This is a genomic window from Larkinella soli, assembly GCF_003703975.1.
GTDB classification, from domain to species: Bacteria; Bacteroidota; Bacteroidia; order Cytophagales; family Spirosomataceae; genus Larkinella; species Larkinella soli.
Genome location: NZ_QTJY01000012.1, coordinates 176,166 through 197,708 on the forward strand (window position 1 = coordinate 176,166; position 21,543 = coordinate 197,708).

Here is a 21,543-nt window from a genome sequence, read left to right on the forward strand (position 1 = left end):
TCCGGACGGGAAAGCCCGGTTTTTTGTTGCAGGGATAAGCGAACGGCCACGGCAACCCAGTCCGGTTGTTTTTACCGGCCGGCTCGACCACCCCATGGAAACGCAATTCACCGTACAGACCGACCGAACCTTCCGCCGAAAGCTGGTCGACGTCCAGACGCCCCCGCCCCACCAGGGCTTTCTCGGCCCCGACCACACCGCCCGGGCCGTCATTCATGACCACTTTGAGCAGAGCGACCCGTTCATTCTGCTGATGGACGACTTTCTCGATAAAAAGAACGACGATCCGGTCGGCGGGCCGCACCCCCACGCCGGTTTTGAAACCGTGTCCCTCCTGATCGAAGGGGAAATCGGCGACGGTGACCACCGCATGAAGGCGGGTGACTTTCAGATGATGACCGCCGGAAGCGGCATCGTCCACACGGAAACCATCGACAAAAAATCCCGGATGCGGCTGCTGCAGATGTGGCTGACGCTGCCGAAAAAAGACCGCTGGGCCGACCCGCGCCTGCAGGACCTGACGTTCGAACAAGTTCCGAAGGTGACGACGGACGGCCTGGAGATCCGGGTCTACAGCGGGTCGCTGGCCGGCGTTACCTCGCCCGTCCGGAATCACGTCCCGGTCATCATCGCCGACCTTCACCTGGCGGCCGGGGTCCACACGGCGCAGTCGCTTCCGGCCGACTTCAACGCGTTTCTCTACGTGCTGGAGGGCCGGGTTTCCGTCGGTGCCGACGGGAAAGTGCTGCAAGCGAATCAGATCGGGTGGCTGGATAAAACCGCCGGGCCGGCCACGAGCGAACTGGAGTTGACGGCCGGGCCGGGGGGCGCACGGCTGGTGCTGTACGCCGGGCAACCCCAGCACGACCGGATTTATCCATACGGCCCCTTCATCGGGGATACGCAGCGGGACATCATCCGGCTGTATCAGGAATACCAGGCCGGCGGCATGAAACACGTGCTGACCCTGCCCGACGACCGGAAATACCGGTATTGATCCTATATCGACGCCCTTGTTGCCCAATTGAAGAAGCCGCCTTAATTTTGCGGCTTCTTTCATTTGATTGACCCACCACACATGATTCGTATTGTGTTTCGTTTCCTATTGGTTTGCCTGTTTACTGTTTCCTTTGCCGCTTCCTTCGCTCAGCCCCGGCCGCTCACCCTCGCCACCTACACCTACGCCGACAACAACCGTCTGGGAAACATCGGCCCCCTGGCCGAGGTACTGAGCCGGAAGCTGGGCATCCCGGTCCGGACCCGGAGTTACGAAAACGTAAAACAATTCATTGCGGGCCTCGAAGCGGGGGAGGTCGACATCGCCCTGATCAGCACCTTCGGGTATCTGCTGCTGATCAACCGGGGCAACAGTCCCTACACACCCGCAGCGGCTCTGGAGGTGCCGGAAGGTGTGCGCGACAACTACAAATCGGCCATCGTCGTGCATGCCTCCCTGCCCATCCGGCAGTTGTCCGACCTGAAGGCCCACGCAGCCGACTACCGCATGACGTTCGTAAGTGAGACCTCGACCTCGGGCAACCTGATCCCCCGGGCCTTCCTGTCGGCCAACGGCCTGACCGAACCGGAGCGGCAGTTTCTGCAGGTGACCTACAGCAAAACCCACGCCGAGGGCCTGACCGCCCTGCTCGACCGCCGAACCGACCTGGCGGCTTTCGGCAGTGAAGAATACCACAAGGCCCTCCGGCACGATCCGGGTCTGACCCATCAGGTTCGGCTGCTGTGGGAGTCGGAGGAAATTCCGCTGGGGCCGGTTCTGCTGAAAAATTCGCTGGACAGCGCCCAGCGGCAGAAGATCACCCACGCGCTGCTGGCGCTGCACCGGAAACACTCCGACGCGCTGGAATCCCTGCGGGCGGGCTGGTCGGAAGCCCGTCAGGCGGAGAAGTTCCGGCCCGTCGACCGGGCTTTCTACGAGTCGTACCGGCAGCGGATCGGCGCTTCTCAGGGGCTTATCGAGCAGTTTTCGGGCCTGATCCGGTAACGAAAACAGGCGGCTCTGGGTGGAAAACTCGCTAAAATTCAATAGATTGAGCGTAAATCCAACTACGTCGGTCATGCGCTATCCTCTGCTTGCGTCTCTCCTGCTGTGCGTATTTTCTCTTTTTGGTCAGACGCCGGCCGGCTCTTCCGCCCGATTCCGGACGATGCTTCAGTCGTATTATGAGGAATACCTCCGGCTGAACCCGACCATCGCTTCGTTCAAGGGCGATTACCGCTATAACGACCGGCTGGAGAACGCCGGCAGCCAGGCCTACCGCAATGGGATGACGGCGCTTTATACCCGGTATCTGGATTCGCTCAAAACCTATCAGGAACAGCAGCTCGAACCCCGTGACCGTCTGAGCTACCAGATCATGCAGTACGATCTGAATCGCAACCGGGAGGGCCTCCAGTTCACCACTTACCTGACCCCGGTCAGCCAGATGAGCGATTTCCGGCTTCAGTTTTCACAGATGGGCTCGGGCAGCAACGTCCATCCGTTCCGGACGGTGAAGGATTACGACGATTTTCTGAAGCGGGTCGACGGCTTTGTGGCCTGGACCGATACCGCTATCGTCCTCATGCGGAAAGGCATTGCCCTGAACCGCGTACAGCCCCGGGTCGTGATGGAAAAAGTACAGCCCCAGATCAGGGCCATGCTGGTCGACGACGTGACGCAAAGCCTTTTTTATCTGCCGATCAAAAATCTGCCCGCCGGGGTTCCGGCCGACGACAAACAACGCCTGACCACCGCCTATACGGCCGCCATCCGGGAGAAAATTCTGCCGGCCTACCAGCGCCTGTATACCTTTATTCAAGATGAATACCTGCCCCGCTGCCGATCGACGGTGGCGCTGGGGGCCGTACCGGGCGGGAAAGAGGAATATGCCTACCTGGTCAGAAGCTGGACCACCACCGACCTGAGCCCGGACCAGATTCACGAAATCGGACTGAAGGAAGTGGCCAGGGTGCGCCGGGAGATGGAGGCCATCCGGCAACAGGTCGGTTTTAAAGGCGATCTGAACGCCTTTTTCCAGCACCTGTTCACCGATCCGAAATTCCTGCCTTTCCGGACGGAGGAAGAGGTCGTGGCGGGATACCTGAAAATCCACGAAACGATGAAGCCGCACCTTCCGAAGCTGTTCAACCGGGTCCCGAAAACGGCCTTCGAGATTCGGCCGATCGAAAAATACCGGGCAGCCGCGACGGCCGCTCACTACTTCGGCGGTACGCCCGACGGCTCCCGGCCCGGCATTTTTTACTTCCCCGTTCTCGACGCTCCGAAATATAACTACTGGCGCATGGAAGACCTGTTCCTGCACGAGGCCATTCCGGGCCACCACTACCAGCGGTCGCTGGAAACGGAAAACCCGGACATTATCGGCCCGCAGCGGGTCGGCCGCTACGGAGCTTACGTGGAAGGCTGGGGCCTGTATGCCGAAACGCTGGGTCGGGAACTGGGGCTGTATACCGATCCTTACCAGCTGCTGGGCCGCTACCAGGGCGAAATCCACCGGGCCATCCGGCTGGTGGTCGACACCGGCCTGCACCACAAGGGCTGGACCCGCGAGCAGGCCATTGCCTACTCTCTGGAAAACGAGCCGATCAGCGAAGCGAATGCCGTTCAGGAAGTCGAGCGGTACATCGCCATGCCCGGCCAGGCCCTCTCCTACAAAATCGGTGAACTGAAAATTCTGGAGATGCGGCAACGGGCGGAAAAAGCCCTCGGCAAGGCGTTCGACCTCCGGGCATTTCACGACGAGGTACTGAAAGACGGCTCCATGCCGCTCCAGATCTTCGAAGCCAAAATGGATTCCTGGATTAAAAGCCGGGCGGCCGCCGGAAAGAAAAGCTAAGATCCTGGCACCGAGCCATCGGCGCACGGATTCTAACCGTTTATTTTATCTTTGCCATCACGGAACAGAACCTGAAACTCATTATCAGATGCGAACCCCAAAAGCTCTCCTGGCCGGCGTGCTGGCAGCCGGCCTTGCCGCCTGTAGCCCGGCTTCCAACGGGGTAGCGCCCGAACCGGCCAAAGGGCAGGGGTCGGTCTACCCGCCCCAGAGTCCCACGCTCTTTCTGGTGGACGGAAAGCCGATCGAAACCTTTAAAAAGACCGGTGTGAATATCGACGACATCGCGACCATCACCGTGCTGAAACCGGGACCCGACGGCGATCTGGTGGCTAAATATGGCCCCGAGGCCAAAAACGGGGTGATTCTGCTGGAAACGAAGAAAGCCCGAAAAAAGGCTACTCCTTAATCACCAGATCATACCGGCTCAGCAGGCCGGGCAGGTTGTAAAGGGAAAACTTCGCCTTCTTCAGCCGGTTCGCGTCGGGGTCGAGCCGGAGGTGATAGGAGGTCGTGAAGTCGGCCTGGCTGAGGTCGTTCCTGTCGAAGCGGGCGCCTTCCAGGTTGCAGTTCCGAAAGAGCACCCCGACCAGCTCGCAGTTCAGAAAAAATGCCTCCCGCAGCGAACAGTCCTCAAACCTCGATTTCTTCATCTTCCGGTCGGTAAATACCGCCGAATCCAGGCGGCAGCCCGAAAAATCGACGTGAAAGCCGAACGGATCGCAGGCCCCGAAATCGACGTGCGGCAGCCGGCAATCCATAAAAACGACGTCGTACAGTTTGGTCTCTTTCAGGGTAACGCGGCTCAGCGTACAGTCCTCGAAGCGGCAGTCGACAAAACCGGCTTTGGTCAGCGCCTGCCCCGACAGGTCGAGCTTCCGGAACGTACACTGTTCGAACTGCTGCCCGGCCCATTCGCCGGGGGCGGGCTGTGAGGGATCAAAGACCTGCTGGTAGTACTCCACGGGGTGAAAAAGTTAAACGAAGCTCCGCAAAATACGGCTTTTCCTTACTTTTGGGCCAGTTTTCCCCTGATTTGGGCAAACCGGCCCCCATCCGGCCGTTTCATCCGACAACAAAAACGAATGAACCTCAAACCATTAAGCCCGCCCGACCCGGCGGCCGTCGCCGACTGGATGGCGGCTCTCCCCGGCGGAGCGATCGAACTCCGGGACGACCGGATCAAACACCGCTGGACGGTGCTCATCGAATCCTTTCTGCTGTCCCGGTATCCGGTCACCCAGGCACTCTATTTTTCCGTCACCGGTGAAGTACCGGGCACGTTTTCGGGGGGCCGGAAACCGGTGGAAACCGTCTCCTGGCTGGATGCCGTCCGCTTCTGTAACCGTCTTTCCGAACAAACCGGCCTCCGCCCGTGCTATTCGTTCGGCAGCGAGGGCGCGGACGTCCGGTTCGATGGAGCCGCCGACGGCTACCGCCTGCCCACCGAAGCCGAATGGGAATATGCCTGCAAGGCCGGAACCAAAGACAGCCGGTATGGAGACCTCGACCGAATTGCCTGGTACAAAGGCAATTCCGGCGGAACGACCCACGACGTGGGGCTGAAGGAACCCAACGCCTGGGGCCTGTACGATATGCTCGGCAACGTCTGGGAATGGTGTACGGACGTTTACGACGAAACCGTCTACGGCTCCTATCGCATCTTCCGCGGGGGCGGATGGTGCGATGAAGAAAGAGGCTGTCTGGCCACCAACCGACGGCGCAGCCATCCGTCTTCCTTTAAAATCGACGACCTCGGCTTCCGCATCGCCCGGAATAGGATCGGTTAGAATTTGCCGTTATCGTTTTTCCACTCCGACCGGGCCGGGATGGTTTCGATCGTATCCCAGTGTTCGGCAATCTTTCCGTTTTCGACCCGGAACAGGTCATAAAAAGAGGTCGGTTTTCCGCCGAAGCTTCCTTCGCTCATCACCAGCACGAAGTCGCCTTCGCCCAGCACGCGGTGGATGGTGTCGTATTTCATGGTCAGGCCCTGCTTCGCCATGCCCTCCAGGGCCGCGCCCAGCCCCGAAAGACCGTCGCCGATCTGCGGGTTGTGCTGGATGTAGCGATCCCCGTCGAAGTAGCCGGCGAGTTTTTCCAGGCGGCCGTTCACCAGAATGTCGTCCACGAATTGCCGGACCAGCGCTTTGTTCTCGGCGGTACCGGCCGTGGCCGAAGGCGGAACGGGGCCGTCGGTCATGGTGTGGCCGGAGGGGTTGGCCGAAGCGGGCTTTTCCTGGAGGTTATCCCAGTGCTCGACGATCCGGCCTTCCTCGAAGCGAAAGACGTCGAAGCCGATTTTGGGTCCGAAGAAATCATAATCGGTATGCGCAAAAACGTACTCTCCGTCTTCCAGCACCCGAACCGTGTTCACTTTGGCGGAATGGGACGGCAGCTGCGCCAGCAGCGCTCCGAAGCCGGCCAGACCGTCGGCGGCCGCCAGATTGTGCTGGATGTACTTTTCAGGATTGATAACGGCAATCGGCGCACTTTCGCCGGTTTCGATGCTTTTCAGCAACGCGGTAACCTGATCTTTTCTGTTCATGGCGGTTGTGCCTTCCGGCGGTTTGCTTTTCAATAGGGACCCTGCAAAGGTCGCGGGGAAAGCCGGGAGAGGAAAGATAGAAACGCGATGAAGAATGATCAGAAGGCGAAACGGGCCGGTGAGCTGAACTGCTTCCGGAAGTCGGCGGGCGTCCGGTCGATCTGCCGGCGGAAGAAGCGGGTGAAGTTGGTCGGCTCGTCGAAGCCCAGTTCGAAACCGATTTCCTTGACGGACAGGCTCGTGTGGACCAGCAGCCTTTTGGCTTCCAGCACGAGCCGGTCGTCGATGAGCTGTTTGGGCGTTTTGCCGACCGCTGCGGCCGTGGCCTGCTGGAGCCGCCGTTCCGTGAGGCTCATTTGTGCGGCATAGTCGCGGACCGCCCGCACCTGCCGGAATTGCTTCTCCATCAACGCATTGAAATGCAGCGTATGATCGAGGTCGGGGCCTTTCCTGATTTCCGAAAACCCCTGCGTCCGGCGTTCCCGGTCGGCGAGCATCAGCAGGGTATGCAGGAGATTTCTCAATACCGGCACGTGAACGGCGTCCTCCGGCCGGGCAAATTCCTCGCGAAGCTGGTCGAAGAGGACGGTCAGGCTGGTGGCGGTCCGGTCCAGACGCACGACCGGTATGTCGAGCAGATCGTGGAAGAGGATGGTATTCCGGAGAAACCGGGCGTCCTGCGGGTTCTGATTGAAAAAGGCGTCCGTAAAGAGCAGCATCCAGCCGTCGTAGTTACCGCCGGGGTCGAAAAACTGAACCCGGGACTTATTGACAAACAGCAGCGTATGGGGCTGAATCGGAATCGGTATGAAATCGACGGTATGGACGGGCGTTCCTTCAGTGAACCAGAAAATGTGATAAAAATCGGCCCGGTGCGGCTGCACGACGTTCTGTTCGTGCCGTCTGAAAATAGAGGAGATCCGAACCAGCTCGATCTCGGCCGGCAGGCCCGGTTTGAAATCGTAAGTCCGGATGGCGTTGGTCACGGCGGGGTTCTGGTTTCGTTTACAAACCGTGTTCTTCAGCAAACCGAATCAGCTCGGCCGGGTTGTCGATGGACAGCTTGTAACCGATATTTTTCCCGTAGGTCCGGACGGTTTCCTCCATCAGAAAGAGACGCCCGGCAATTTCGGTCAGACTTAGCCCCTGCCGGAGCAGCGCCAAAATTTCCAGTTCGCGCGGAGAAAGGCGATACCGTTTGATCAGCACGTCCTCCTCGGGCAGCGCCCCGCCCGTTTCTCCCGGTTTCGGTTCGAAATAGGGCTTTCCCTCCACGACATTCTGAAGGCAGGTCAGCAGTTCCTGCTGGGAAGCACTTTTGAGCAGATAACCCGAGACGCCGATGCCCCGGAGTTCTTCGATGAATTTTCCGTAACTGTACATGGAGATGATGACCACGCGAACCTGCGGAAACTCCCGGACCACCTGCCCGGCAATCTCCAGACCGCTCCGGTTGGGAAGGTTGATGTCCAGCAGCACCAGGTCGGGGGCGGCCTTCCGGATGGCCGGAACGACGTCGCTGCCGGAATACACCTGATCGACCACTTTGTAGCGGGCGTTTTCCTGCAACAGCAGGGTTCGCAGCCCCTCATTGAACAACCGATGGTTGTCGGCAATCAGAATGGTGGTCGGTTTAACGTCGGAAAGCATAGGATCAGGTGAGGGTCGGCACTTCCAGGATGACGGTGGTTCCCCGCTGCCCCGAGTCGACCACCAGTTTCGAGTTGAGGTAGGCTACGCGGGAGCGGATGTTGCGAAGGCCGATTCCGGCGGGCCGGGTCCGCGCCAGGGCCGCATAGCCGTGGCCGTCGTCTTCGACCAGTAAAGATAGGTGCTGCGGGTAAAATATCAATTGAATGGTTACCTGCCGCGCCCGGGCGTGCCGGACGGCATTCTGAATGAGTTCCACCGCAATCCGGTAGATGGTCAGTTCGACTTCATGGTCCAGCCGGCGTTCCGGGCCGAAGGAAATGAAGAGGAAGCTGATGCCGGCGTTGGCTTCGGTCCGGCTGACGGTGTCGCGCAGGGCTTCGGTCAGGCCGAGCCGGGAGAACTCGGGCGGCATCAGGTTGTGCGAGATGTGCCGCAGATCGAGGATGGCTTTTTCCAGGAGCCGGATCGGCCGGCTCAGGCCGTCGTCGGGTTCGTGGGCGATCTCCAGCTGCACCTTGATGGCCGCCAGCGTGGCCCCCAGGTCGTCGTGCAGATCGGCCGCCAGTCGCTGCCGTTCGCCCTCCTGGGCTTCCAGCACCCGTTTCATCTCCTGCCGCTGCCGGTTCAGGCGCTCCCGCGTGTACAGACGAACAGCCGAAAATGCGCCCAGCAGCAGAACGCCGGCCGCCACCAGCCGAAACCAGACGGTCTGCCACCAGGGCGGATGAATCACGAACCGGACGGACGTTCCGCGCCGGTTCCAGACCCCGTCGTTGTTCGAGCCGCGCACCCGAAACACATAAGTCCCCGGATCGAGGTCGGTGTAGGTGGCCTGGCGTCGGGAGCCGCTGCGGACCCAGTTTTCTTCCAGCCCTTCCAGCCGGTAGGCATACTGGTTCTTCCCCGGATTGGCGTAATTCAGGGCCGAAAACTCGAAGCTCAGGAAGTTTTCATCGTAGTTCAGATTCAGCGCCCCGGACGCCCGGCCCGGGGGCAGCGGCCGATCGAACAACCTGATCTGCGTCACCGCAACCGGGGGAACGTGGCGATTGGTGGTCAGCCGGCGGGGATCGAAGGCGGTGAATCCATTTTCCCCGCCGAAATACAGCATACCGGACCGACCCCGGCAGCGGGCTATCCGGAAACCGCCCTCCGGCAGCCCGTCGCTGCGGTCATAATTGATGAAGGTCCGGTCGGCAAAGGAAAACCGGGAGAGGCCTTTCGAGGTGCCCAGCCATAACTGCCCGGAGTTGTCCTCCTGAATGGAATAGATAGAATGATCGGCCAGCCCGTCGGCCTGGGTGAAGGCCTGGAAGGTCTGCTTTTCCTCGTCGAACCGGCACAGGCCCCCGCCGGCGGTCCCGAACCAGAGGTTGCCTTTCGAATCCTGAAAGATCGCCGGAACGACGTCGGAGGTGATGCTGCCCGACCGTCGCGGATCGGGCCGAAAGTGCGTAAACACCCCGGTTCGCCGGTCAAGCCGGTTCAGGGCTACGCTGCCCGATCCGACCCACAGGTTGCCGTGCCGGTCTTCGCAGAGCGCGATGGCCCAGGCATCGGCGATGCCCTTAGAGTTGCGGGGGTCATAGGCGTAATGCACCACCCGGCCCGTCCTGCGGTCGAAGCTTTTCAGGCCGTTCTGCGTTCCGAGCCAGATCAGGCCCTGCCGGTCTTCGTACAGGGCAATAATTTTCGTGTTACCGCCGAGGCCGGGATAGCGGAGCGAGTCCCGGGTGTAGGACGTGAAAGTACCGGTCCGGCGGTCGAACCGGGCCAGATCCCCCTGACTGCCGACCCACAGATTGCCGTCGCGGTCTTCGAGCAGGGCGTTGACATAGACGGGGCGGTCCCGGGAGCGACCGTCCTCGAACCGGTAGTTCGTAAACCGGCCCGTTTGCGGGTCCAGGCGGTCCAGCCCGGCGCCGGTCGCCAGCCAGACCGTGCCCGAGCGGTCTTCCAGAATGGCATCGACGTATTTATTGCTCAGGGCCGAAGCGGTTCCGGGCAGCGGGCGGTAATGCCGGAACGGCTGCTGCCCGGGATTGGCTTTGGCGACTCCTTCGCCCCAGACCCCCGCCCATAACAGCCCTGACCGGTCCACCAGGGTGGTCCGAACCAGGTTTGCCCTCAGACTCTGCGGATGCCCCGGGTCATGCCCGACCGCTTCGAACCGGGTTCGGTCGCGATCGAGCCGGACCAGGCCGTGGGTGTTGGTGCCCATCCAGAGGTTCCCCAGGTGATCTTCGGACAGGTGCCGTAAGTTGCGGTTGATGAGCGCATTCACGGCCGGCGACGGATCGAGCCGGTACGGGAGCGGGGTCAGCCGACCGCTTTTCCGGTCGAACCGGCCGAGGCCCCGGCCGGTAATCACCCACAGCACACCGGCATGATCTTCAAAAATCTCCCACACGGGGCCGAAGGGCCAGGTCGTGAACCGGATGCCGGGTGGTTGGCCCGCTCCGTCCGGGTGCATCCGGTGCAGCCCGCGGGTGCTGCCTGCCCAGATCGTACCGGACCGGTCGCGGTAGACGTCGTGGAGGTGGGGCCGGCGGCCCGGCCGGTCGGTGAGCAGGTCGGCATAATTGAAGCGGGAGTAGGCGCCGGTGCGGGGGTCGAACCGGCGGAGTTCCGGATTGCCGTTCACCACCCAGACCTGCCCTTCCGCATCCTCCACCAGCGACTGGATGGAGCCCTGGCTGAGGGTGTGGGGGGTCGGGCCGTAGCTCGTGAACCGTTCGGTGCGCCGGTCGAACTTACAGAGGCCCTGCCCGAGCATCCCCAGCCACAGATTCCCCTGCCGGTCTTCCATCAGCCGGATCACGGCATTGCCGGAGAGAGAGGTCGTATCGCCGGGAATTTTGCGGTAGTTGGTAAAGGTGTAACCGTCGTATTTGCTGAGGCCGTTGTCGGTACCGAACCAAAGGAATCCCTGGCGGTCCTGAAGAATGGCATACACCACGTTATGGGCGAGACCATCCCGGGCGGTCAGGTGTTCGAAGCGGAGCGGGGCCGGCGTCTGCCCCCGGGCGATTACCGGAAAAAGAAAAAGCAGAGTGATAAACCACGGCCGGTTCATGGCGAAGTTCTTTGGGTGGAAAAGACAGAGGGTTGAACAGACACGCGGCCGGCAGTCGGTCAGTTCTCGAAAAATACCATAAAAACCGGAATGTCACTCCCCGGAAATGGTTAAAAAATTGCTGCTCATCCCCCATTTTCCCCCAACCCTCTCAGAGGTACTGGGTGGAAGCGTTTTTGTCCTCCCGACGCAGGAGGGATCCCGGGCGTAGGACTCGGTCAGATGGGGTATTCGGCCACAAGGTCCCTCGTTCCTCGGGATGACAAAACGAGAGAGTTGACAAAAATGTGGAACCACCCCCTCCTTAGCAAGGAGGGGGCCGGGGGTGGTCCGGCCGGGGTGACAAAAACGCTTCCACAAACCACCTCTAAAAGGGCTTCGCTCCGCTGGTTTGGCCTGGCAGCGCAAAGCCCCTTGCAGGGGGTTGGGGTAGGTTGAAGAAATCGGGACGGTTTTTCCTGTTTTTTCGGATATTCGTCGGAAGGGAGGGCAGTTCTCCCTTTCCGTCTTCGACTCATCTTTTCCGGCCCTGTCATGAAATTTCTATTCTGCCTGCTGCTCCTGTCGGTTTCCTTTCAGCCATCGGCTCAGATACCGGCTCGTCCGTCGGACGGGCCACCGTCGAAACTCCGGGTGCTGGTGCTGACCGACATCGAGAACGAACCCGACGATGCCCAGTCGATGGTCCGGTTCCTGACCTATTCGAACCAGTGGGACGTCGAAGGGCTGGTGGCGACTACCTCGGTTCACCAGAAAAACCGCGTCGCACCGGAAAAAATCCGGGAGATCGTGACGGCCTACGGCAAGGTGCGGGCCAATCTGCTCCTGCACGAACCCGGGTACCCCGAAACCGATCGTCTGCTGGGCCTCATCCGGGAAGGGCTGCCCCAGTACGGGATGCAGGGCGTCGGGCCGGGCAAGGACTCGCCGGGTTCCGACTGGATCATTCAAACGGTCGATCAGGCCGATCCGCGCCCGGTCTGGGTGCTGGCCTGGGGCGGTACCAACTGTCTGGCGCAGGCCCTCTGGAAAGTGCAGATGACCCGCCCGCCGGAGGAACTCGACCGGTTTGTCGCCAAAATCAGGGTGTATACCATTTCGGATCAGGACGACGCGGGTCCCTGGCTGCGGAAGACCTTTCCCGGCCTGTTCTATGTGGCCAGCCCCGGGGTCCACAGCCGGGGGGCCTATCATTACTCGACCTGGAGCGGCATCAGTGGCGACCGGTTCCACGGCCGCTTCGTGGGGGCCGACTTCACCATCGTGGATAATCCCTGGCTGGACGAACACGTTCGCCGGAACCACGGCCCGCTGGGGGCGGTGTATCCCGTCACGAAGTTTCTCATGGAAGGCGACACGCCGTCCTTTCTGTTTCTGATCGACAACGGGCTGAGCGACCCCGAACATCCGAACCATGGCAGTTGGGGCGGCCGGTATGAGCTGTATATCCCCCCGACCCGCAGGTGGTTTTCGGAGCCGGAAACCCGGCCCCTGTGGACAGATGCCATGGATGAGGTGCTGGGGGTTGACGGGGCGTATCATACCGGCAACCAGGCAACGATCTGGCGCTGGCGGAGGGCCTATCAGCATGACTTTGCGGCCCGTATGGACTGGTGCGTCAAACCGTTCAAGGAGGCCAACCACCCGCCTGTGGCTGCGCTGGGCCATCCGCACCGGCTTCAGGTCCGGAGCGGAGAAACCATCACCCTCAGCGGGCAGGGCTCCCGCGACCCCGACGGTCAGGCACTGACCTACGAGTGGATCTATTACCGGGAAGCGGGCAGTTTCGAGAGCAGCCGGCCGCCGGAGATTCAGAAGGCCGGGGAGATCACGGCCCGGGTCGTGGCGCCGGAGGTGGCCAAACCCGAAACGATGCATTTCATCCTGGCCGTCAGCGACACCGGAATGCCGGCCCTCACCCGGTATCGGCGCGTCATCGTGACGGTGCTGCCCAAAAACCCGTAAACGGGTTCCGCAGCCCGATCGGCTCAGATGCCCACATACCAGGCCCAGCCGGTGTCGCCCGGATCGACGAACTCGTCGGTAACCACGATGCGCTGCAGGTATTTCAGGCTCTTGTACCCGATCTGAGTCTCGACCCGCAGCCGGACCGGGGCGCCGTGCGGCACCGGCAGGCTGCGGCCGTTCATCCCGTAAGCCAGAATCGTCTGGGGGTGAAAGGCATCGTAGAGGTCGATGCTGTCGGAAAAGCCGTCGTAGGCGTAGAAATTCACGAAACGGGCGCTGGGAAGGATGCCGGCCTTCTGAAGCACCACGCTCAGGGGCACCCCCGTCCATTCGGCAATGGCCGTCCATCCCTCCTCGCAGGTGTGCCGCGTGATCTGCTTCCGGGCGGGCAGGCGCTGGAGGTCCGCCAGGGCAAACCGGCCCGGCCGCGCCACCCGGCCCTCCACCGACAGCCGCCAGTCCTGAAAGGCGTCTTTCTGCAGGCGTCCGTAGACCTCTCTCAGCTCCGGGACGAAGCCCCGGTCGGCCGGGTTGGTGGTTCCCGTGGCGGGAAACGAGGAGATGTCCCGGGAGTCGTACTCCTTCGCCAGCGACTGACCGGGCAGGAGCGTCCGGTGGGACAGGTAGGTGAGCGCGTCGCCCATCCGCAGGAGGTTGCCGTAGGTGGGCGGCAGCGGCTGCGAACAGCCGGGAAGCATCAGCCCGCTCAGGGAAGCCAGCCCGGTGATCAGCGCCCGGCGCCGGGTGATGAGTTGCGGTTTTTCCATGTTATTTTCCCAGCGTCATGGCCCGAATCTGCCGCCGGAATCCCGACAGTACGACCATCAGGACGTGAACCAGCAGAAACAGGACGAGCAGAACGGAAGCAAAAAAATGAATCGTGCGGGCCGACTGCGCCCCGAAAAAGAGCTTCAGCAGGAACGGAAATACGGCCGTGATCGCCGGCGACATCGTCAGCCCCGTCAGGACGATCAGCGGCAGCAGCCCGAAAACGACCGTCAGATAGGCGCCTTTCTGCAACAGCCCGTACGGGTTTTCGGCGGTCTGGAACGGAATCCGCAGTTGCAGATGCTCCCGCACATCCTGACGCAGCGCCCGGAAGGAGAATTCGCCCGCCCCCGGCCAGAACTTCCGGCGGAAATGACCGCTGAAGAAGCCGGCCGGCACGTAGAGCAGCCCCGTCAGCACCAGAAACCAGGCGGAAAGAAAATGCAGACTGCGCCCCCAGCCGTTCTGGTTGAAGATGTCGTAGGTCCGGCTTGCACTGACGGGCGATCCCGCATACCCGAAAAAGGCTCCGTTCTGTTCCCAGCCGCCGTGGCGGTAGTTGCGGCTGATGGGCAGCTCGAACAGGGCGGGCGTCAGATCGTTCCCGACCTCGCCCCAGTAGAGCCGCGGGTGGCACATCAGAATCACCACCCCGCTGAACACCAGTACCAGGAAACTCATCGCTACAATCCAGTGTGAGAGCCGGACCCAGGCCGGATGACGCACCAGAACCGGATGCAGCGTGGGAGCAGGCATCGTTTCCATTGTAAGAGGAAGGTAAGAGATTGATTTCAAAAAGATTATCTGCTCAATATACCTTTTTATCCGGCAATCGGAAAACCACCTGAAAATGTTTTCCCCAACGGCCGGTTTCCGCGTCACGCTCGGTTTTCTGAAAAAATGACTAAGTTTTCAGTTTTCCCGAAACCCTCTTTTTTCCATAGAGTTAACCTGATGACCCTCCGGCTTAATTTAGCTATAACCGGGGACGGGTCGTTCACGCAAACATCTATACTTCTAAATCAACGTATGAAAAATGTATCCGTTCTGGGGCTGGGCATCGCCCTGGCCTCCCTGGCCGTGATGAGTTCGTGCTCAAAGGATCACCTCATTGACGCTAAAATCCCCGAAACCAACCGCGAACCGACCTCGGCCAGCATCCAGGGCAACGTGTTCGAGCCGGCCCTGGTAGACGCCACCGACGAGCGCATCGCCCAGCTGAAGGTGCCGGCCGGTTTCAAAATCGCCAAATTTGCCGACCAGCTCAACAAACCGCGCATCCTGGCCGTCAGCCCGGAAGGCCGCGTCTACGTCAGCAGCCGGGCCGCCGGCACCGTCACCCTGCTGAAGGACACCAACAACGACGGCGTGGCCGACTCGAAGGAGACCGTGGCGACCATCAAAAACGTCCATGGCCTGGCCATTCATGACGGCAAGCTCTACATGGTGGCGATCAAGGAGCTGTATGCCGCCCCCATCAACGGAGACGGTACCCTGGGCACTGCTCAGATGCTCATCAACAACCTGCCCGACGCCGGTCAGCACCCCAACCGGACCATCGACTTCGGCCCCGACAACATGCTGTATATCACCGTCGGCAGCACCTGCAACGCCTGCGCGGAACCCAACGCCGAACACGCAACGATCCTGAAGGCCAACCCGGACGGTTCGGGCCGGATGATCTACGCCAGCGGCCTGCGCAACACCATCGGTTTCGACTGGCATCCGCAAACCGGCGAGCTGTTCGGTCTGGACCACGGCATCGACTGGCTGGGCGACGAGCAGCAGAAAGAGGAGGTGAATCAGATCAAACAGAGTGCATTCTACGGCTGGCCCTACATCTACGGCGACGGCAACTACAACCCGCATCCCCGGCCGATGGGCGACACCACCTACGCGCAGATTCTGGCGAAAACCACGCTGCCCTCCTACTCCTATGAGGCCCATGCCGCCCCGATGCAGATGTTCTTCTATACCTCGTCCGGGGCGCCGGGCAGCTTCCCGGCCGACTACGTGAACGACGCCTTCGCCACGATGCGCGGGTCCTGGAACCGCACCAAACCGTCGGGCTACAAGGTAGTTCGGATTCACTTCGAGAACGGCAAGCCCACGGCCATCGATGATTTTGTGACCGGCTTCCTGGTCAACAACAACCAGGCGCAGTTCGGCCGGCCGGTCGGGCTGGCTTTCCTGCCCGACGGCTCGCTGCTGTTCTCCGAAGACAACAACGGCGTCATCTACCGCGTCAGCAAACAGTAAGAAAGGCACACAAAAACCGGGTGTCCCGCGGAATTCCGCGGGGCACCCGGTTTTTTATTTCCGCCCGGGCCTATTTTTCTCTGGTGCCCTCCAGATTGTACTCCATGATTTTCATGCGGAAGCCCGTCACGGCCTTGGTGTTCGGATCGCGGGTGAAGGTGAAGACGGAGCCGTAGGAACTGGTGGATTTGAAGGTATCCGGTTCCGTCTGTTTGACGAGTTTGTACCGGTCGTTGGCGTCCACCTGGCCGTACAGGTCGCCGTTTTCGACGGTGACGGTCAGTTTCTGGAAGTTATCGTTTGCGGTGAACTTGTAGGAACCGGTATATTGCTGAAGCTCTTTTTCGTCGAGCAGGGCATTGATGGTGACGCCGACGGCCGTCTGGTGGGCGGTTTCAAAGGAGACGTGGGCGGCCATCCCCAGAATGATGGCGGGCAGAAGCAGGCTTTTCATAGCGGGTCGAAATTTCCCTAAACTTACAAAATCGGTTTTATATTCGGATGGTTTGATCGTTCAAACGGCGGTGTTGAGTAAAAGGATCTGAGTAATCACCTTTCTCTCCCGGAAGCCAAACTCAAGCCTGCATACCGATGAAAAAACCGGAAGCCCTGCGAATACCGGCCGTAGCCGCCCTCCTGGGATGGCTGGTCGTGGCCCCTGTCCTGGCCCAGAACCCCGCCCAGCCGGAGCTGGGTTACCGGTCCGTGAAGACGCTGACCCAGAACGGGCGCACGTTCAAGGATCTGAACAAAAACGGGAAGCTGGACCCCTACGAAGACTGGCGGCTGCCGGTGGAAAAACGTGTGCAGGACCTGGTGGGCCGGATGAGCCTGGAAGAGAAAGTGGGCTTCATGCTCATCAGCACCACCCGCATGGCCGGCGACAACGCCTTCCAGGCCAACGCCCCCCGGACCGAAATCACCAGCGGCTTCAACGAGGAGGACCTGGTGCAGGCCAACAACATTTTCACCCGCAAACCGCTCCCCGCGCCGATGATGTCGGCTGCCGGGACGACCAAAGGCGTGAAGCAGTTTCACCTCCGGCACTTTATCCTGCGGGCCAACCCGCCGGCCGGAACGCTGGCCGAGTGGGCCAATAACCTCCAGGCGCTTTGCGAATCGACTCCGCTGGGCATCCCGGCCATCGTAGCCTCCAACCCCCGCAACCACATCACCATCGATGCCGCCGTCGGGCTGAGCGTCGGCACCACCGCCTTCTCGAAATGGCCGGGCGAGCTGGGCCTGTCGGCCATGCACGACCTGAAGCAGACCCGGGAGTTTGCCGACATCGCCCGGCAGGAATGGGCGGCCGCCGGCCTGCGCAAGGGCTATATGTATATGGCCGACCTGGCTACCGAACCCCGCTGGCAGCGCGTCGAAGGCACCTTCGGCGAGGATGCCGACTGGGCCGCGTCCATGATCCGGGAAGTCGTGCTGGGCTTTCAGGGAAGCAAGCTGGGAACGACCTCCGTTGCCCTGACCACCAAGCATTTCCCGGGCGGGGGGCCGCAGGAAAACGGACTGGACTCCCATTTCGATTATGGCAAATTCGCCCACTATCCGGGCGGCATGTTCGACTACCATCTCAAACCGTTCAAAGCGGCCGTCGAGGCCGGCACTTCCGCCATCATGCCCTATTACTCCAGCCCGAAAGGAAAGGAATTCGAGGAGGTGGGATTCTCTTACAACAGGGCCATGATTCAGGACCTGCTGCGGAAAAAGCTGGGTTTTCAGGGAATCGTCAACTCCGATACGGGGCCGATCGAGATGATGCCCTGGGGGGTCGAGAGCCTGACGCTGCACCAGCGCTACCAGAAAGCGCTGAACGCCGGCGTCGACCTGTTTTCGGGAGCGGCCGACCCGACCCTCCTCCTGGAAACCGTCAGGCAGGGGCTGGTGACGGAAGCCCGGATCGACGAATCCGTCCGGCGGCTGCTGAAGGAGAAATTCGAGCTGGGGTTGTTTGAAAACCCGTATGTGGACGTGGAGAAGGCCCGCCAGATCATCGGCAGCGCCGGGTTTCAGAAAAAAGCCGATCTGGCGCACCGCAAGTCGATCGTGCTGCTGCGGAACGACGCGGGCCTGCTTCCCCTGAAACAGAAAACGAAGGTGTATTTCGAAACCTATTACGACAACGGCCGCAACGGCAACCCGGTCACGGTATACAAACCTACGCGGACGTTCCCGCAGATCGAGTTCGTGGCCACGAAGGACGAAGCCGATGTGGTGCTGCTGTGGCTGGTTCCCTCCGCGGGAAGCCTGTTCAGCTCCACCGCCAAGCCGATCGAACTAAGCGTATCGAAAAACCGGATCGATGTGGGGCACGTCACCGGTCTTCTCCAGAGCAAACCGACCATCCTGGCCGTCAATTTCTCCAGCCCCTGGGTGCTCGCCGAAATCGACGGGGCTGCTACCAAAACCGTGCTGGCCACCTTCGGAACCACCCCCGACGCTCTGCTCGACATCGTCACCGGGGCCTACAACCCGACCGGAAAGCTGCCCTTTACCATCCCGGCTTCGGAAAAAGCCGTGGCCGACAACCAGTCGGACGTGCCGGGCAGCCGGGAGCCGAAAGGCTACGCGCTATTCCCCTTCGGCCACGGCTTGGGCTACGGTCCGAACTGACCACCGACGAAATTATGGAACATAAGGCGAAGTCTATCCGGCCCTTCATCGGCGCCCGGAACTATGATCGGTCCCGGCGTTTTTACCGGGATCTGGGCTTTCAGGAAAGTGTGCTGTCGGCCCAAATGTCGTATTTCCACACCGATGGCCTTGGCTTTTATCTTCAGGATGCCCACGTTCCCGACTGGATCGACAACACGATGGTGTTTCTGGAAGTGGACGACGTCGGGCGGTACTGGAACGAACTGCTGGCCCTGGACCTGCCCGCCCGTTACGAGGGCGTCCGGCTCACGCCCATCCGGGAACACGACTGGGGCCGCGAATGCTTCCTGCACGACCCCTCCGGCATCCTCTGGCACTTCGGGGAGTTCTACCGGTAGGATTACCCGAAGCCTCTTGCCTAAGATTACGTCCCGTAGCCTCTGATTAATGATGGAACGGCTGGTCATTGGGTCATGAAACGTATATATTCACCGGGTTAAACCGATTTTAGCACTTGCTGGAGCCGCCCGGATGGAATGGAGCCGCACGAAATGCCCTGTTAGCGAATGAATGAGTTCAGAGTTGATCTGACAAACTGCGAGCGCGAGCCCATTCACATTTTAGGTCACGTCCAGTCCCACGGTTGCCTCGTCGGCCTTCTTCCCGAAACCTACACCATCGCCCACGTCAGCGCCAACATCGGCGAGCTGAGCGGCCGCGCGCCCGAAGAGGTTCTCGGTCGGCCCCTCGACGTGCTGCTGGAAAAGACCGACCTCCCCGCATCGACCCTCACCGAACTGCTGAACGTGGGGCAGCGGAACCAGTCCTGGGAAACCATCAACCCCCAGTTGTTTCAGCTCAGCGGCCGCTCCTGGAACCTGATCGTGCATCAGCACGACGGCCTGCTGCTGCTCGAATGGGAACCGGCGGTCGGGTCGGCGCAGGCCGTGCTGAACCAGCGGCTGATTGCCGAAGCCCTCACCGAGGTGCAGGCCAGCCGCCGGCTCGTCGACCTGCTCCAGAACACGGCCCGACGCGTGAAAACCATCATCGGCTTCGACCGGGTGATGGTCTATCAATTTGCGGCCGACTGGCACGGACACGTCGTGGCCGAGGAGAAAGAAGACCACCTGGAGCCTTTTCTGGGGCTGCACTACCCGGCCTCCGACATCCCGAAACAGGCCCGCGAACTGTATAAGAAGAATCTGGTCCGGCTGATCGCCGACGTTCACAGCACGCCCTCCCCGATCCTGTCGGAACCCGGCTGGCCCGCCGACCGCCCCGTCGACCTGACCCACTCCACGCTCCGGTCGGTATCGCCGATTCATATCGAGTACCTGAAGAATATGGGCGTGGCGGCTTCCATGAGCATTTCCCTGATCTACCGGGGCGAACTGTGGGGCCTGATGTCCTGCCACCACGATTCACCCCGCTTCGTCGACTACGGCTCGCGGCAGGCGGCCCGGCTTGTCAGCCAGCTGCTGTCGGCCGCCCTCGAATTCCGCAAGGACGAGGAAGACCAGAGCCAGTTCAAACAGCGGGACGAAACCGGCAAACGCCTGCACGACCAGCTGCTGGCCGACGAGGATGTGGCCCGCGCCCTGACGCGCCGGCCCGTGACCGCCCTCGACCTGACCTCGGCCACCGGGGCCGTGCTGGTGTTCAACAACCAGCAGTACCACCTGGGCCGGACGCCCGACGCCGAGGCCGTCGGGGCCGTGACCGACTGGCTGAAAACGACCGGCAGCGACACCTTCCTGGCTACCCACCAGCTGCCCAACCTGATTCCGGAGGCCGAAGCCTTTGCCGCCACGGGCGCCGGGCTGCTGGCGATCGTGCTGTCGCGGGAGCTGAACGAATACCTGCTGTGGTTCAAACCCGAGCAGGTGCAGGAGGTGACCTGGGCCGGCAACCCCGAAAAACCGGTCACCGTCTCCGACGACGGCCGGCCCCACCTCAGCCCCCGGAAGAGTTTTACCGCCTGGACCCAGATGGTCCGGAACACGGCCGAGCCCTGGTCGGAGGCCGAAATGGCAGCCGCCGTCAAGCTTCGCGAGGACATTCTCCAGGTGGTGACGCGTCAGGCCAACGAGATCCGGCAGCTCAACCAGAAGCTCCAGGTGGCCTACGAAGAACTCGATGCGTTCAGCTATACGGTTTCCCACGACCTCCGGACGCCCCTGTCGTCCATCCGGTGTTACTCCGAAATTCTGGTGGAGGAATACGGCCGTGAACTGACCCCGGACGCCCAGGAATTGCTCCAGAAAATTGTCGATTCCACCAGCCGGATGCGGTCGCTGATCCGCCACATCCTGTATTATTCGCGCATGGGCCGGACGGAGATCAATGCGCAGGCCATCGACATGAACGCGTTGCTGAAAAGCATCCGGGACGAGGTGCTGGTGACCGAGAAAGACCGTTCCGTGGCGTTGGAAATCGGCGACACCCCGCCCCTCCACGGCGACCTGGTGATGGTGACGCAGCTGTTCACCAACCTGATGGCCAATGCCGTCAAGTATACGCAGCCGATGCCGGAGGGCCGCATCCAGGTCGCCGGGCGGCAGGCCGGACAGGAAATCATCTACTCCGTTTCCGACAACGGCATCGGCTTCAACATGAAGGAAGCCGGGCGGATGTTCGACCTGTTCAAGCGGCTCGACAACGCCCGCAACATCAAGGGCACCGGCGTGGGCCTGGCCATCGTCAAACGCATCATCGACCGGCACGGCGGTAAAATCTGGTACCAGAGCGAACCCAACCGGGGCGCTACGTTCTTCGTTGCCTTTCCGGCGGCTCCTAATTTCTGA

General features: G+C 61.2%; 18 protein-coding genes. 10 read left to right on the forward strand and 8 right to left on the reverse strand.

The window, feature by feature from the left end:
* The first annotated feature begins 94 nt into the window (after positions 1-94).
* From DX909_RS20315 to DX909_RS20330, 4 genes are all read left to right on the forward strand, one after another.
* Positions 95-997, forward strand: a complete 903-nt coding sequence (locus tag DX909_RS20315; RefSeq protein WP_128547046.1) for a pirin family protein — start codon at positions 95-97, stop codon at positions 995-997.
* 81 nt (positions 998-1,078) lie between these two features.
* Positions 1,079-2,002, forward strand: a complete 924-nt coding sequence (locus tag DX909_RS20320) for a phosphate/phosphite/phosphonate ABC transporter substrate-binding protein (RefSeq protein WP_128547047.1) — start codon at positions 1,079-1,081, stop codon at positions 2,000-2,002.
* Positions 2,003-2,075: 73 nt separating this feature from the next.
* Positions 2,076-3,857, forward strand: a complete 1,782-nt coding sequence (locus tag DX909_RS20325) for a DUF885 domain-containing protein (RefSeq protein WP_229311123.1) — start codon at positions 2,076-2,078, stop codon at positions 3,855-3,857.
* Between the two features lie 88 nt (positions 3,858-3,945).
* Complete coding sequence (locus DX909_RS20330; protein WP_128547048.1) at positions 3,946-4,266, forward strand: hypothetical protein; 321 nt, start codon at positions 3,946-3,948, stop codon at positions 4,264-4,266.
* On the opposite strand, the gene DX909_RS20335 is transcribed toward DX909_RS20330, so the two are convergent.
* Positions 4,256-4,822 carry a pentapeptide repeat-containing protein gene (locus DX909_RS20335; protein ID WP_128547049.1) on the reverse strand — a complete coding sequence of 189 codons (567 nt, stop codon included), beginning with the start codon at positions 4,820-4,822 and terminating at the stop codon, positions 4,256-4,258. The genes DX909_RS20330 and DX909_RS20335 overlap by 11 nt on opposite strands.
* A gap of 120 nt (positions 4,823-4,942) precedes the next feature.
* On the opposite strand from DX909_RS20335, the gene DX909_RS20340 reads away from it, so the two are divergent.
* Entirely contained in the window at positions 4,943-5,647 is a 705-nt protein-coding gene (locus tag DX909_RS20340; RefSeq protein WP_206513025.1) for a formylglycine-generating enzyme family protein, read from the forward strand.
* On the opposite strand, the gene DX909_RS20345 is transcribed toward DX909_RS20340, so the two are convergent.
* From DX909_RS20345 to DX909_RS20360, 4 genes are all read right to left on the reverse strand, one after another.
* Positions 5,644-6,405 carry a nuclear transport factor 2 family protein gene (locus tag DX909_RS20345; protein ID WP_128547050.1) on the reverse strand — a complete coding sequence of 254 codons (762 nt, stop codon included), beginning with the start codon at positions 6,403-6,405 and terminating at the stop codon, positions 5,644-5,646. The two genes, DX909_RS20340 and DX909_RS20345, sit on opposite strands and share 4 nt — an antisense overlap.
* A gap of 98 nt (positions 6,406-6,503) precedes the next feature.
* A complete protein-coding gene (locus DX909_RS20350; RefSeq protein ID WP_128547051.1) occupies positions 6,504-7,433 on the reverse strand; it encodes a helix-turn-helix domain-containing protein in 930 nt (309 codons plus the stop codon).
* Positions 7,411-8,055 (reverse strand): response regulator, encoded by a 645-nt coding sequence (locus DX909_RS20355; protein ID WP_128547052.1) that lies wholly within the window; start codon positions 8,053-8,055, stop codon positions 7,411-7,413. Before DX909_RS20355 ends, DX909_RS20350 begins: the two co-directional genes overlap by 23 nt.
* A gap of 4 nt (positions 8,056-8,059) precedes the next feature.
* A complete protein-coding gene (locus DX909_RS20360) occupies positions 8,060-11,134 on the reverse strand; it encodes a sensor histidine kinase (protein WP_128547053.1) in 3,075 nt (1,024 codons plus the stop codon).
* A 534-nt stretch (positions 11,135-11,668) separates the two neighbouring features.
* On the opposite strand from DX909_RS20360, the gene DX909_RS20365 reads away from it, so the two are divergent.
* Positions 11,669-13,099: a DUF1593 domain-containing protein gene (locus DX909_RS20365; RefSeq protein ID WP_128547054.1), complete on the forward strand. Its 1,431-nt coding sequence runs from the start codon at positions 11,669-11,671 to the stop codon at positions 13,097-13,099.
* 23 nt (positions 13,100-13,122) lie between these two features.
* Here DX909_RS20365 and DX909_RS20370 read toward each other — a convergent pair whose 3' ends face one another.
* Together DX909_RS20370 and DX909_RS20375 are read right to left on the reverse strand one after the other, a co-directional pair.
* Positions 13,123-13,869 (reverse strand): molybdopterin-dependent oxidoreductase, encoded by a 747-nt coding sequence (locus DX909_RS20370; protein ID WP_128547055.1) that lies wholly within the window; start codon positions 13,867-13,869, stop codon positions 13,123-13,125.
* 1 nt (position 13,870) lies between these two features.
* Positions 13,871-14,635 (reverse strand): cytochrome b/b6 domain-containing protein, encoded by a 765-nt coding sequence (locus tag DX909_RS20375; protein WP_206513026.1) that lies wholly within the window; start codon positions 14,633-14,635, stop codon positions 13,871-13,873.
* Positions 14,636-14,899: 264 nt separating this feature from the next.
* Between DX909_RS20375 and DX909_RS20380 the strand changes: the two genes are divergently transcribed.
* The gene (locus DX909_RS20380) at positions 14,900-16,129 is read left to right on the forward strand and encodes a PQQ-dependent sugar dehydrogenase (protein ID WP_128547056.1); all 1,230 of its coding nucleotides are present in this window, start codon (positions 14,900-14,902) and stop codon (positions 16,127-16,129) included.
* 70 nt (positions 16,130-16,199) lie between these two features.
* Here the strand turns inward: DX909_RS20380 and DX909_RS20385 are convergent, their stop codons facing one another.
* Complete coding sequence (locus DX909_RS20385; protein ID WP_229311124.1) at positions 16,200-16,583, reverse strand: DUF3471 domain-containing protein; 384 nt, start codon at positions 16,581-16,583, stop codon at positions 16,200-16,202.
* Positions 16,584-16,720: 137 nt separating this feature from the next.
* On the opposite strand from DX909_RS20385, the gene DX909_RS20390 reads away from it, so the two are divergent.
* The 3 genes from DX909_RS20390 to DX909_RS20400 all read left to right on the forward strand — a co-directional run bounded on the left by DX909_RS20390 (position 16,721) and on the right by DX909_RS20400 (position 21,543).
* Positions 16,721-18,754 carry a glycoside hydrolase family 3 protein gene (locus DX909_RS20390; protein WP_128547057.1) on the forward strand — a complete coding sequence of 678 codons (2,034 nt, stop codon included), beginning with the start codon at positions 16,721-16,723 and terminating at the stop codon, positions 18,752-18,754.
* Positions 18,755-18,768: 14 nt separating this feature from the next.
* A complete protein-coding gene (locus DX909_RS20395) occupies positions 18,769-19,134 on the forward strand; it encodes a VOC family protein (RefSeq protein WP_128547058.1) in 366 nt (121 codons plus the stop codon).
* 168 nt (positions 19,135-19,302) lie between these two features.
* On the forward strand, positions 19,303-21,543 hold the full coding sequence (locus DX909_RS20400) for an ATP-binding protein (RefSeq protein WP_128547059.1): 2,241 nt from the start codon (positions 19,303-19,305) through the stop codon (positions 21,541-21,543).

Excerpts from the sequence above, each read along its gene's own strand:
- DX909_RS20325 (WP_229311123.1), top strand. The coding sequence starts at position 2,076 with ATGCGCTATCCTCTGCTTGCGTCTCTCCTGCTGTGCGTATTTTCTCTT.
- DX909_RS20370 (WP_128547055.1), bottom strand. The coding sequence starts at position 13,869 with ATGGAAAAACCGCAACTCATCACCCGGCGCCGGGCGCTGATCACCGGG.
- DX909_RS20320 (WP_128547047.1), top strand. The coding sequence starts at position 1,079 with ATGATTCGTATTGTGTTTCGTTTCCTATTGGTTTGCCTGTTTACTGTT.
- DX909_RS20380 (WP_128547056.1), top strand. The coding sequence starts at position 14,900 with ATGAAAAATGTATCCGTTCTGGGGCTGGGCATCGCCCTGGCCTCCCTG.
- DX909_RS20355 (WP_128547052.1), bottom strand. The coding sequence starts at position 8,055 with ATGCTTTCCGACGTTAAACCGACCACCATTCTGATTGCCGACAACCAT.
- DX909_RS20360 (WP_128547053.1), bottom strand. The coding sequence starts at position 11,134 with ATGAACCGGCCGTGGTTTATCACTCTGCTTTTTCTTTTTCCGGTAATC.
- DX909_RS20375 (WP_206513026.1), bottom strand. The coding sequence starts at position 14,635 with ATGGAAACGATGCCTGCTCCCACGCTGCATCCGGTTCTGGTGCGTCAT.
- DX909_RS20365 (WP_128547054.1), top strand. The coding sequence starts at position 11,669 with ATGAAATTTCTATTCTGCCTGCTGCTCCTGTCGGTTTCCTTTCAGCCA.
- DX909_RS20385 (WP_229311124.1), bottom strand. The coding sequence starts at position 16,583 with ATGAAAAGCCTGCTTCTGCCCGCCATCATTCTGGGGATGGCCGCCCAC.
- DX909_RS20395 (WP_128547058.1), top strand. The coding sequence starts at position 18,769 with ATGGAACATAAGGCGAAGTCTATCCGGCCCTTCATCGGCGCCCGGAAC.
- DX909_RS20345 (WP_128547050.1), bottom strand. The coding sequence starts at position 6,405 with ATGAACAGAAAAGATCAGGTTACCGCGTTGCTGAAAAGCATCGAAACC.
- DX909_RS20330 (WP_128547048.1), top strand. The coding sequence starts at position 3,946 with ATGCGAACCCCAAAAGCTCTCCTGGCCGGCGTGCTGGCAGCCGGCCTT.
- DX909_RS20315 (WP_128547046.1), top strand. The coding sequence starts at position 95 with ATGGAAACGCAATTCACCGTACAGACCGACCGAACCTTCCGCCGAAAG.
- DX909_RS20400 (WP_128547059.1), top strand. The coding sequence starts at position 19,303 with ATGAATGAGTTCAGAGTTGATCTGACAAACTGCGAGCGCGAGCCCATT.
- DX909_RS20340 (WP_206513025.1), top strand. The coding sequence starts at position 4,943 with ATGAACCTCAAACCATTAAGCCCGCCCGACCCGGCGGCCGTCGCCGAC.
- DX909_RS20390 (WP_128547057.1), top strand. The coding sequence starts at position 16,721 with ATGAAAAAACCGGAAGCCCTGCGAATACCGGCCGTAGCCGCCCTCCTG.